Source organism: Legionella dresdenensis, from assembly GCF_042649825.1.
In the GTDB taxonomy this organism is placed as follows: Bacteria; Pseudomonadota; Gammaproteobacteria; order Legionellales; family Legionellaceae; genus Legionella_C; species Legionella_C dresdenensis.
This window is the reverse complement of record NZ_JBHSAB010000001.1, coordinates 612,785-623,942: the sequence shown is the minus strand read 5'-3', so window position 1 is coordinate 623,942 and position 11,158 is coordinate 612,785. Positions and strand designations below refer to the sequence as shown.

Below are 11,158 nucleotides of genomic sequence, written 5' to 3'. Positions count from 1 at the left end.
TTAAATTGGCTAATTGGATTCTCTTTGATAAACCGGAGACCAGCTTTTAAAAAAATTGTCCGGCACAAAGAGCTTTTTTTAAATTTTTTACTACATTAATATTCTCTTAATTTTTGATTCTTATAATCCGCGAGTGAAATAACTTATATCAGGAGCTCTAATGGCTGGGGAAGAGAGAAAAATAATCGTAGTTAGGCTGTTTGGTAAAAAAAGCGCTGGTAAATCTGCTTTGGTTGATCGGCTCCAAAATAGAGCCTTTAATGAAAACACGCTGCCTACTCAAGGCATCCGATATGAGTCAATATGTGGTTATTATCACATTAGAGATATCTCTGGCGTCGAGGACGATAGTGAAAATCAAAGCGAGACAAATAGCGATGACGCCTTAATTCTTTATGCTATCGATCTGTCAGTGCCTATGCCTTCTGCTGATGCGCTTAAAGCTGAACTTGCGGCATTGCCTAATCGCAATAAGGCAAAGATCAAATTGGTTGGAACCAAGATAGATGTGGGAACCACGAATATCGAAGAATTTAATAAAAACAGAGAAGCATTTAAAGCAGCGGCTACAGAGTTACAATTAGAATACGATTTTACTTCTGCAAAAACCGGCGAGAATGTTGAAGGATTGCTGGATAGATTAAATGCCCCTGAGAATATTAAGCTGGCAGGCAAAAAGGGCGCAGGCAAATCGGCATTAATGGCCCGCTTCTTAAATAAAGACCATGATGAAAATGACGAGGTACAATATGCGTCCATTCTCAGTAAACAGGCTTTCTTTCAAATCTGGGATATGTCGGGAGATGAAAAATTTAAAGCGTTTAAAAATATAAATGCTAAAGAAGCCTTGATACTTTATGTGATTGATTTGACAGCGCCTGTAACTGATAACCTTAAAGAAGAAATTCTGGCGCTGCCAAACCCAAATGATGCAAAAATCAAACTGATTGCAACTAAAGCAGATGAGGGAGCAGGGCAGATTGAAGCATTTAAAGCGCTGGCTGAGGAATTAAAACTAAAATATTACATTACCTCGGCAAAGACGGGACAAGGGGTTAATGAATTATTACAGGGCTTGAATGCGCCAGAAATAAAAGTCAGAGCCAGAAAAATAGCCAATAATGTTAAATCACTGGCAGGTTACCCGGAAACGTACCATGAACTTTGGGCGTCTGGAAGCGATTTTAATTCGGCAATACATTTATTCAAAGATTATATCAAAGCGCCTTCACCTCAAACTTACAGAATAACATCCTTTTTTACACGGGTATTCACCGGGCATTGGAATCGGCACCATATCACTACTGTCAGGGATATGCTGGATGGTTGTTATTCCAATAAGGCTGAGAGCCCTAAAGATGTTGATGGATTGCTGAAAGCATTAAAGCAAGCGCTTATTGAGGCTAAAGAACCGATCAATCCGGAAGGTAGTCTGGCTCGACGAATTGCTTATATTCAAGGCAAGACTGGCAAGAATGTTATTGATGTGGCAGAGGTGAATGACAGAATCAGCCAGCCAACAGCTGGGATTTAACCGTAGGTTAGGTCGTTTGACCCATGGCCGTCAGGTTAAGGAATTAGATTTCTACATTTCACAATATCGTTCGGGCTGAGGAAGCGCTTTAGCGCTGTCTCGAAGCCTGTGGTACAGTGCCAAGCCTTCGAGACAAATGCTCCGCATTTTCCTCAGGCCGAACGGTTATGGGTCGTTTGCCCAACATTTCCGATTTTAAATAAACGGCAGTTTTTAATATGCCCGTACGTTTTGTTGGGTCAGAACGACCCAACCTACACGTATTATTGACTATAATTACTAAAAACCACCACCCGAGATTGCAATGAACAAGATGCTCGCTGCTGTCATGATATGTTTTTCAACTTTGGCCAATGCTGTTGATAATCCAACAGTGGTGATTGGTTCAGAGCAATATAGCCAGAGTGAATGCCTCAATAAAACAATTGATGATTGTATTAATAACATTTGTATGAATTCTGAAGATACCAATTGCCAGGAAAATTGTAACCAGGATGCACAAGACAAGTGTCAGGAAGCAGAGGAAGGGGATTAGCAGCGCATTTATTATAAAGCCCAACGCTCATGGATTAAAGATGTTATCTCATTGATCTTCCAAAGAATTCAGGAATAGCTTAGAATTCGGTTTTAGGGATAATAACAGGTTAGTTAGGATACAGGGCGTATATGACAGATAAAGAAGTCTTATCCCAGGAAGAGATTGATGCTCTGCTGGAGTCAGTAAATGCGGAAGAAACTCCGGCTGACGAGCCTGTTTATCAGAAAGCTGAGGCTGCTGAGAAGCAGGAGCTTAACTATCAAAAAGAAGAAAAAGCACCGGAAGCCGAGGCTGATTATCAGAAAGTTACTGTTACCGGCCTGGGCGATCCAGCCGCTATCCACGCGATTAACCAGGAAGATGTCCATATTGTCAATTTTAGTAGCCAGGAAAGGATAGTTCGTGGTGAATTGCCGGTATTGGATAAAATCTATGACAGGACAGCCCGATTTTTTGCGAACGATATTTATCTGTTGATGGCCAAAGATCTGCAGATGAAGCAGGAAGCCATGTCTGTTGTGAAACATCTCGAGTTTTTAAGCGCACTGCCCAACCCGACATTTATGGCGATTTATCGCTTCAAACCACTACGCGGTAAAGCGCTCATCATGTTTGACAGTATTTTTGTGTTTGATTTGGTTAATTATTATTTTGGCGGCAGTTCGCAATTCCTGGCTCAGACCCGCACTGACTATACGGTGGCAGAATTAAGGGTAATGAATATTGTGCTGGGTAAGCTGGCACGCAATATTGAACACGCCTGGGCGCCGATTATGAAGCTCGATATCGTCAAGGTAAACGAAGAAACCAACCCTCAGCTTGTCCATATTGCCGAACCGAATGAATTACTGTTAGTAACTCGTTTCAGTGTTGAGTTTGGCCGTGAAAGCGGGACTTTTTCCTTTGTCATACCTTACTCAATGGTTGAGCCAATCAAGCAGCAGCTGGAACTTGGAGCCGCACGGCCTGACGATGAAATCGATCCGAACTGGGTTATGTCGTTGAAAGAAGAGTTGATGGATGTCGAATTGACAGTCACTTCAGTCATGGCAGAAACCACGAGCACACTCGATAAAATTGTGAACTGGCAAGTTGGTGATTTTCTGCCAATGGAAATGAAAGAAATTGTAACCCTTGATATTGAGGGTACGCCTAGCTTTACTGCAACGGTTGGCACTGCCAATGATAAGCGTGCAGTTAAGATAATCAAAGATATCAGTTATTAGGGGAGCATGATGGCTGACAATAAAGACAGTGGTTCAATCGCAACGGAAAATATTGCATCAACAGAAGCTGACAGCGACAAAATTGAGTTAGTTCTTGATATCCCGGTAGCAGTAACTGTAGAGATTGGCCGTACAAAAATGACAATCCGCAACTTGTTGCAACTTAACCAGGGCGGCATTGTTGCTCTGGACAGGCTGGCGAGTGAGCCGCTTGATGTCTTGGTAAACGGTACGCTGGTTGCGCATGGCGAGGTTGTAGTCGTGAATGATAAATTCGGCGTCAGGTTAACTGATATCGTTAGTAAAGCGGAGCGGATTAAGCGTTTGCGATGATGAGATTTTGGACAAACCTGCTCTGGAGCTGGCTGACGGTTACCCAGGTGCATGCCGCATCAGCTGTTGTTCAGAACAATATCAGCGGAACTGAATTAATTCGGGTAACGACAGGATTGCTGTTTGTGCTGGCAGTGATTGTTTTTTTGTCGTGGCTATTAAAGAAGCTGAATAAGGCAGGAATTGGCGTGAGTAAAGGATTTACGGTAGTCGCATGCCTTAGTTTGGGCACGCGGGAAAAAGTCATGCTGGTTAAGGCCGGGCCGCGGTATCTTCTATTAGGAGTGGCTTCAGGCAATATCGCTACTTTGCATGATTTTGGAGACGTGTTGCCCGAAGGGTTCGCTGATAGTCAGAACAATGCCGGTTTCGCCGATTTTTTCAAAGCAGCATTAAGGAAATCCTGAGATGAAAAGACTTGCGCTTTCTGCTGCTACCATGCTGATGATGTTATTCCCTCTGTTACTGCAGGCTGCGCCGTTGGCTATTCCGGCAATTACAATAGGCCCCGCTCCCAATGGCGGCCAGACTTACAGTATGACCCTGCAAGTCTTGCTGTTTATGACTCTGCTCAGCGTGTTGCCAGGACTCATGATGGCAATGACGGCATTCACCAGAATAATTATTGTACTATCAATTTTAAGACAGGCAATCGGGCTTGGCCAGACGCCAACCAATCAAATCCTGATCGGCATTGCGCTATTTCTGACGTTTTTTATTATGGCGCCGGTTTTCAACCAGGTTAATGAGCAGGCCATCCAACCCTACCTGGCCGACAAACTCGATTTCCCCCAGGCCATGCTAAAAGCGCAGGCGCCCTTAAAAACATTTATGCTAAACCAGACCCGAAAAAACGATCTTGCTCTTTTTGAAAAATTTAACAACAAGGATTATAAAACCCTGAATGATATTCCACTGGTAGTGGTTATTCCCGCTTTTGTAACCAGTGAGTTAAAAACCGCTTTTCAGATAGGATTTATTCTGTTCTTACCGTTTTTGATTATTGATTTAGTGGTGGCGAGTGTCCTGATGGCAATGGGTATGATGATGCTGTCGCCGTTAATTATTTCGTTGCCGTTTAAAATCATGTTGTTTGTAATGGTGGACGGTTGGACACTGGTATTAGGATCGCTTGCGTCAAGCTTTGCGGTAGGTTAAGGAGAACAACCAGGATGACTCCAGAATCAGTACTGACTATCTTCAGCGACTGTTTTTATATGATTATATTACTCCTTACTGTGCTGATTGTGCCCGGATTATTAGCTGGTCTGCTGATTGCGATGTTTCAGGCGGCAACCCAGATTAACGAATCGAGCTTAAGCTTTATTCCCAAGCTGTTTATAACTTTTCTGATAATGATGTATGCGGGACCATGGCTGTTGAAAGTCATGGTCGATTATACCGACTCGTTAATATCAAACATTCCTTACATGATTGGATAGCTATGACCGCCACTTACTCAGGGATGATTGCCTACTTAAGCCAACTGGTCTGGCCGCTGATGCGAGTGAGCGGTTTGTTCCTGACCATGCCGCTTATCTCAACCTCATTGGTATCGCCAAGAATTCGGATTATATTTGCATTCGCGCTGGCATTCCTGATTGCACCCCATATTCCCGAACGGTTGTCCTTTTTAAATTTTACTGGAACCTATGTGTATTATATTGCCGAAGAGATCCTGCTTGGGTTGACCATGGGGTTTATTTTGCAGATGGTATTCCAGATATTTATTATTGGCGGGCAGATTGTTGCGATGCAGGCCGGTCTGGGATTTGCCATTATGGTTGACCCGGCTAGCCGTGCCAGTGTACCGTTAATGAGCCAGATGTATCAGTTGATGGTTGGGCTGACTTTTTTGGCTTTGGATGGCCACCTGGCAATTCTGGAAGCGTTATTATTCAGCTTTGAGAAAATGCCGGTGGGAGAAATGTATAACGAGTTTTCGCTTATCGGTGCAGTGATTACTTTTTCAAGCTGGATGATTAAAGAATCGGTGCTAGTCTCGTTGCCGGCTATTTTATCAATGCTGCTGGTAACCTTGTCGTTTGGGGTGATGACCCGTGTTGCGCCGCAGTTAAATATTTTTTCATTGGGATTTCCCATTACATTGCTAATGGGTATGATTATTGTTCGAGTAGGCCTGCCAGGGATTTCTTCACAGATTGAAGGAAGTCTGGAACAAGGATTGTTGCTGATTAAGGAATTATTGGGCTAATGGCTGAAGAAGATAGTGAACAGTCACAAGAACGTACCGAAGAACCCTCGGCGAAACGATTAAAAGAATCGCGCGATAAGGGGCAGATCGCTCGTTCAAAAGATTTTAATGCCACTGTGATTCTCATGTTTTCCGGTGCTGCGTTTCTGATTTTTGGCGGCAGCCTTTCCAATCAGCTATTGCAGATGATGCGCCATGCCTTCGAATTTAATACCGATGTTCTGGTTACCTCTTCAGCAGTGATGTATAAACTGTTTGACTTGGGGATTTCCGGTTTCTGGTCATGTTTTCCCCTGCTGATTGTCATTTTAATTCTGTCGATAGTGGCTCCGCTATTAACCGGCGGTTGGGTATTCAGTAGTCAGTCTATTCAGCCCAAATTTTCACGCCTGAGCCTGATGAAAGGCCTTAAGCGTATGGTATCGCTTAAAAGTTTTGTTGAAATGATTAAATCATTTGCCAAGTTTGCTCTGGTGGCAAGCGTATCGCTTTTTATTTTATGGTGGAAGATACCCCGGCTTATCGTGTTAGCTGATTACCCCATTGAATCAGCCATTATCAACGGGATAGATATTATTGCCTGGTGTTTTATTCTGATTAGCGCGAGCCTGATTCTGATTGCAGCTATTGACGTACCGTTTCAGATCCATGAACATAAAAAGCAATTGAAAATGACCAAGCAGGAAGTCAGGGACGAATATAAGGAAACAGAAGGAAAGCCCGAAGTAAAAGCCCAGATCCGCCGCACTCAGCATGAAATGGCCAGACGCCGTATGATGAGCGAGGTACCCAAGGCCAATGTGGTGGTGACGAACCCAACGCATTATGCCGTAGCTATCCGCTATGAGGAAAAGGGTAAAAAGGCACCGGTTATTGTGGCGAAAGGCCGGGATTTGGTTGCTTTGCAAATTAATCGCATAGCACAGGCTCATAATGTTCCGATTATTTCCGTACCGCCGCTTGCGCGGGCAATTTATTATTCAACCAAACTGAATGCCGAAATCCCAAGGGGATTGTATATAGCTGTTGCGCAGGTACTGGCTTATATCTTTCAGTTAAAAAACAAGCATACTTATGAGCATCAGCCGGAGTTTCTGCAAAATGTGCCTATCCCGGATGATTTAAAGCGTGATGCAGAGGAGAGTAGTTGATGGACGCGCTATTACAAACATTCAAACAATGGATGAACCAGGGGCTAGGTACACCCCTGATGTTGGTCGTCATGCTCAGCATGATGATACTGCCTTTACCGCCATTTTTTCTTGATGTTCTGTTTACGTTCAATATTGCCTTATCGCTGGTTGTGCTGCTTGCGGTAATTTATAGTGACAGGCCGCTGGATTTTGCTGTTTTCCCGACCGTTATCCTGATCGCTACCTTGTTAAGGCTTGCGCTTAACGTGGCGTCTACCCGCGTAGTATTGTTACATGGCCACACCGGAACGGATGCAGCAGGCGAGGTAATCAAATCGTTTGGTGAAGTGGTAATCGGCGGTAACTACGCAGTGGGTATAATTGTTTTCGCGATTTTAGTTGTAATTAACTTTGTAGTAGTTACCAAGGGTGCGGGACGGGTTTCGGAAGTAAGCGCCCGTTTTACTCTGGATTCGTTACCCGGTAAACAGATGGCAATTGATGCCGACTTGAACGCAGGCATTATTACTCAGGAACAGGCCATTACGCGACGCGCGGAAGTAGCGCAGGAAGCTGATTTTTACGGCTCTATGGACGGTGCCAGCAAATTCGTACGCGGGGATGCGATTGCCGGAATTCTGATCTTGTTTATTAACATGATTGGCGGTTTGATTATTGGTATTATGCAACATGATATGACCTTTGCCGATGCCCTCCACAACTACATTTTATTGAGTATCGGGGACGGCCTGGTGGCTCAGGTCCCTTCGCTGGTACTATCAACCGCCGCAGCGATTATGGTAACCCGCGTTTCCAGCGCGCAGGATATGGGCCAGGCGGTTGTTGCTCAGGTATTCGGCAGACCCAAAACATTAATTATTACCGCGGCCATTATCGGTATTCTGGGGTTAATTCCCGGTATGCCTCATATTGCGTTTATTCTGCTCGCGGCTGGATTAGCCGGTATGGCCTATTTGTTATACGTGCAGGGCGGTGAAAAAGAGAAAGAAGCGGCTGTTGCTGAAGCGGCTGCGGCTGCGAAAACAGAGCCGGTAACTACCGAATTATCTTGGGATGATGTCAATCCGGTTGATGTCATCGGACTTGAAGTCGGGTATCGTTTAATCCCGTTAGTGGATAGTGCGCAGGGCGGCTTGCTATTGTCACGGATTAAGGGCGTGCGCAAGAAGATTTCTCAGGAACTGGGCTTTTTAATTCCAACCGTTCATATTAGGGATAATCTCGATTTAAAACCGAATAATTACCGGGTCAGTCTGGCTGGAGTCATTATGGGAGAGGCGACAATCTATCCCGACAAATGGATGGCGATAAATCCCGGTCAGGTTTTTGGCGAGCTGGAGGGGCAAAAAACGATCGATCCGGCGTTTGGTCTGGATGCAGTATGGATTAATGAAAGCCAGAAAGATCTGGCCAGTACGTTTGGTTACACCGTAGTAGATGCTTCAACAGTCGTTGCAACTCATTTAAGCCAGATTCTGGAGCAAAATAGCCAGCAATTACTTGGCTATGAAGAAACTCAGCAATTGCTTGACAAATTGGCGGCTGGATCGCCGAAACTGGTCAAAGAGCTGGTTCCTGACCTGTTATCGTTGGGCGCAGTCACTAAAGTGCTGCAAGGCTTGTTGGTTGAGAAAATCCCGCTGACGGATATTCGTACTATTGTTGAAACCCTGGCAGAGGCCGCACCCAAATCGAAAGATACAGACTTTTTAATTGGCCAGGTACGGGTTGCGTTATCACGGCTTATCACTCAGAAAATAAGCGGGTTGCATGAAGAGTTACCGATTATTACTTTGAAACCCGAGTTGGAACAATTATTGCAAGGAAGCATTCAGAATGCAGGGAGTAATGGGATCAGCTTTGAACCAGGTATGGCTGATAAAATTCAGAATTCATTGTCACAGCTTGCTGCCCAGCAGCAGGCAAAAAATGAATTGGCTGTGCTGGTAGTACAGCCAGGGATTAGATCTGTTCTGGCGCGTTTTGTTCGTAATATTGCCAGTAACTTACATGTTTTATCCTATCAGGAAATTCCTGATAACAAACAAATACGAATTATTGGCACTGTAGGATAATTAAGCTGGAGGCTTGATGAAATTAAAACGATTTGTGGCAGCAGATAGCCGTACTGCCATGCAGCAGATTAAGGCTGAATTTGGTCCTGACGCTGTAATCCTGTCAAGCAGTAAGGTTGACGGCGGGGTAGAAGTTGTTGCAGCTATTGATTACGATGAGACAGTATTGGCTCCCAAGGCAGCAATTGCCTCTGCTGAGCCTGCGCCGGCATCCATTGCTGAGGCTGTTGTGGCAAACACGTCAGTTTTGCCGCCGAATCAGGTGATATCGCCGCTGGATGATATGCGCCAGGAAATTCAGACTCTGCGTCAGATGATGGAAGCGCAATTTCGGGGGCAGATTGCTCATAGCGACCCCCTGCATAATGTGTTAATCCAGAAATTGCTTTATCTGGGAGTAAGCCAAAGTACGGCCTCCTCTCTGGTCAGGCCGATTAATCCCGGTATGAATCAGCAGCAGGGATGGAAGCAGGTTATTGATTCTTTTGCTTCCAGTTTACCAATTTATGACTCGCGCCGAATTGAAGAAGGCGGGATTTTTGCTTTCGTTGGACCAACCGGTGTTGGTAAAACAACAACGATTGCCAAAATTGCCGCAAGGTTTGCCTTGCGTTTTGGGGCTGAACACCTTGGCCTGGTTACGATGGATACTTATCGTATCGCGGCTCAGGAACAATTGATGCTCTATGGAAAAATTCTCGGCGTTAAAGTCTGTGTTGCCCAGGATGAAGTATCGCTCGTGCGGGTTATCCGGCAACTCAACGATAAAAAATTGATTTTAATCGATACCGCAGGCATGAATCCATCTGATGAGCGGGTAGCGATGCAAATGCGTTTATTGAGCAATCAATTACATTCTGTCTCAATCTCTCTGGTTCTGCAGGCTACCAGCCATTATGAGGTTGTGATGAATGCAATAAAGAGTTATCAGGCCAATAGCCCTGTTCATCAGTGCATTATTACCAAGGTGGATGAATCGATGGCAATTGGCGGTATTTTGAGTGCGCTTTGTGAAACAGGTATTGCTGTCAGTTATTTGACGCATGGGCAACGGGTTCCTGAAGATATCAAAATGGCTTCACGTTACCAGCTTATCGAACAATTGGCACAGCAGGAGCGGAATATGCACCAGCCTGAGCAAACGTATAAGAAAGAAACTGTTGTAGGGAGAGATTATGTCGAAAATTAACCATGGCGCTTTCGATCAGGCAGCCGGTCTGCGTAGAATCGGACAAATAAAGCCGGTTAAGGTTATTGCAGTATCGGCAGGCAAGGGCGGAGTCGGCAAGAGCAATGTATCAGTTAATCTTGCGGTATCTCTAGCCCGTAAAGGGAATAAAATTCTGTTAATGGACGCAGATTTAGGGCTTGGAAATATAGATATCATGCTGGGCCTGTATTCCAAATATAATTTATCGCATGTCATTCAAGGAAATTGCCACATAGCCGATATTATGCTTACCGGACCGTATGGCATATCAGTAATCCCAGCGTCATCAGGTACTGAATACATGGCTCAGTTAAAGGCTGTGGAACATGCGGGGATAATTGATTCTTTCAATGAATTAACTGATGATTTTGATTATATGATTATCGATACCGCCGCTGGAATCTCAGATACCGTCTTGAGTTTTACTCGATCCTCTCAGGAAGTAATTGTCGTTGTTTGCGATGAACCTACCTCATTAACCGATGCATATGCTTTAATTAAAGTAATGAGCAAACGTTACAACTGGAATCATTTCCGGGTTCTGGTGAATATGGCGCGTTCGCTGCAGGAAGGGAAAGAGCTGTTTAACAGGTTATTCCAGGTTGCTGATCAGTTCCTTGATGTTAATCTGGATTATCTGGGAGCTATCCCGTTTGATGAGCGGGTACATGAAGCGGTAAAAAGACAAAAACCGGTGTTGGAACTCTATCCGGATAGTAATGCGGCAAAAGCCTTTGAGCAACTGGGAGAGAGTGTAGGGGATTGGCCGTTTAATCGGGCATTCAAAGGAAACACCAGCTTTTTCCTGGAACGATTGCTTGCAGGACAGTATTAACTAAAAGTTTTTAGAACACTATGCGAAAGGAGAATGTC

12 protein-coding genes are annotated in these 11,158 nt (G+C 44.5%); all 12 read left to right on the top strand.

Annotation, left to right across the window (positions count from 1 at the left end):
- Positions 1-160: 160 nt before the first annotated feature.
- The 12 genes from ACFORL_RS02700 (at position 161) to ACFORL_RS02645 (ending at position 11,120) form a co-directional block, all read left to right on the top strand.
- Positions 161-1,534 carry a DUF5617 domain-containing protein gene (locus ACFORL_RS02700; RefSeq protein ID WP_382340832.1) on the top strand — a complete coding sequence of 458 codons (1,374 nt, stop codon included), beginning with the start codon at positions 161-163 and terminating at the stop codon, positions 1,532-1,534.
- 304 nt (positions 1,535-1,838) lie between these two features.
- Positions 1,839-2,069 (top strand): hypothetical protein, encoded by a 231-nt coding sequence (locus tag ACFORL_RS02695; protein ID WP_382340830.1) that lies wholly within the window; start codon positions 1,839-1,841, stop codon positions 2,067-2,069.
- 131 nt (positions 2,070-2,200) lie between these two features.
- Positions 2,201-3,298: a flagellar motor switch protein FliM gene (fliM, locus tag ACFORL_RS02690; protein WP_382340828.1), complete on the top strand. Its 1,098-nt coding sequence runs from the start codon at positions 2,201-2,203 to the stop codon at positions 3,296-3,298.
- A gap of 9 nt (positions 3,299-3,307) precedes the next feature.
- Positions 3,308-3,631 (top strand): flagellar motor switch protein FliN, encoded by a 324-nt coding sequence (gene fliN, locus ACFORL_RS02685; protein WP_382340826.1) that lies wholly within the window; start codon positions 3,308-3,310, stop codon positions 3,629-3,631.
- Complete coding sequence (gene fliO, locus ACFORL_RS02680; protein ID WP_382340824.1) at positions 3,628-4,038, top strand: flagellar biosynthetic protein FliO; 411 nt, start codon at positions 3,628-3,630, stop codon at positions 4,036-4,038. Before fliN ends, fliO begins: the two co-directional genes overlap by 4 nt.
- Before the next feature lies 1 nt (position 4,039).
- Positions 4,040-4,789 (top strand): flagellar type III secretion system pore protein FliP, encoded by a 750-nt coding sequence (gene fliP / locus ACFORL_RS02675; protein ID WP_382340822.1) that lies wholly within the window; start codon positions 4,040-4,042, stop codon positions 4,787-4,789.
- Positions 4,790-4,803: 14 nt separating this feature from the next.
- Positions 4,804-5,073: a flagellar biosynthetic protein FliQ gene (locus ACFORL_RS02670; protein ID WP_382340820.1), complete on the top strand. Its 270-nt coding sequence runs from the start codon at positions 4,804-4,806 to the stop codon at positions 5,071-5,073.
- Positions 5,074-5,075: 2 nt separating this feature from the next.
- Positions 5,076-5,846 carry a flagellar biosynthetic protein FliR gene (fliR, locus tag ACFORL_RS02665; protein ID WP_382340818.1) on the top strand — a complete coding sequence of 257 codons (771 nt, stop codon included), beginning with the start codon at positions 5,076-5,078 and terminating at the stop codon, positions 5,844-5,846.
- Entirely contained in the window at positions 5,846-6,997 is a 1,152-nt protein-coding gene (gene flhB / locus ACFORL_RS02660; protein WP_382340816.1) for a flagellar biosynthesis protein FlhB, read from the top strand. The genes fliR and flhB overlap by 1 nt, the downstream gene beginning before the upstream one ends.
- A complete protein-coding gene (gene flhA, locus ACFORL_RS02655) occupies positions 6,997-9,075 on the top strand; it encodes a flagellar biosynthesis protein FlhA (protein ID WP_382340814.1) in 2,079 nt (692 codons plus the stop codon). Before flhB ends, flhA begins: the two co-directional genes overlap by 1 nt.
- A gap of 16 nt (positions 9,076-9,091) precedes the next feature.
- The gene (gene flhF, locus ACFORL_RS02650) at positions 9,092-10,264 is read left to right on the top strand and encodes a flagellar biosynthesis protein FlhF (protein WP_382340813.1); all 1,173 of its coding nucleotides are present in this window, start codon (positions 9,092-9,094) and stop codon (positions 10,262-10,264) included.
- The gene (locus ACFORL_RS02645) at positions 10,251-11,120 is read left to right on the top strand and encodes a MinD/ParA family protein (protein WP_382340811.1); all 870 of its coding nucleotides are present in this window, start codon (positions 10,251-10,253) and stop codon (positions 11,118-11,120) included. Before flhF ends, ACFORL_RS02645 begins: the two co-directional genes overlap by 14 nt.
- Positions 11,121-11,158 lie beyond the last annotated feature (38 nt).

Coding starts and splice junctions, on each gene's coding strand:
- ACFORL_RS02700 (WP_382340832.1), top strand. CDS start 161: ATGGCTGGGGAAGAGAGAAAAATAATCGTAGTTAGGCTGTTTGGTAAA.
- ACFORL_RS02695 (WP_382340830.1), top strand. CDS start 1,839: ATGAACAAGATGCTCGCTGCTGTCATGATATGTTTTTCAACTTTGGCC.
- fliM (WP_382340828.1), top strand. CDS start 2,201: ATGACAGATAAAGAAGTCTTATCCCAGGAAGAGATTGATGCTCTGCTG.
- fliN (WP_382340826.1), top strand. CDS start 3,308: ATGGCTGACAATAAAGACAGTGGTTCAATCGCAACGGAAAATATTGCA.
- fliO (WP_382340824.1), top strand. CDS start 3,628: ATGATGAGATTTTGGACAAACCTGCTCTGGAGCTGGCTGACGGTTACC.
- fliP (WP_382340822.1), top strand. CDS start 4,040: ATGAAAAGACTTGCGCTTTCTGCTGCTACCATGCTGATGATGTTATTC.
- ACFORL_RS02670 (WP_382340820.1), top strand. CDS start 4,804: ATGACTCCAGAATCAGTACTGACTATCTTCAGCGACTGTTTTTATATG.
- fliR (WP_382340818.1), top strand. CDS start 5,076: ATGACCGCCACTTACTCAGGGATGATTGCCTACTTAAGCCAACTGGTC.
- flhB (WP_382340816.1), top strand. CDS start 5,846: ATGGCTGAAGAAGATAGTGAACAGTCACAAGAACGTACCGAAGAACCC.
- flhA (WP_382340814.1), top strand. CDS start 6,997: ATGGACGCGCTATTACAAACATTCAAACAATGGATGAACCAGGGGCTA.
- flhF (WP_382340813.1), top strand. CDS start 9,092: ATGAAATTAAAACGATTTGTGGCAGCAGATAGCCGTACTGCCATGCAG.
- ACFORL_RS02645 (WP_382340811.1), top strand. CDS start 10,251: ATGTCGAAAATTAACCATGGCGCTTTCGATCAGGCAGCCGGTCTGCGT.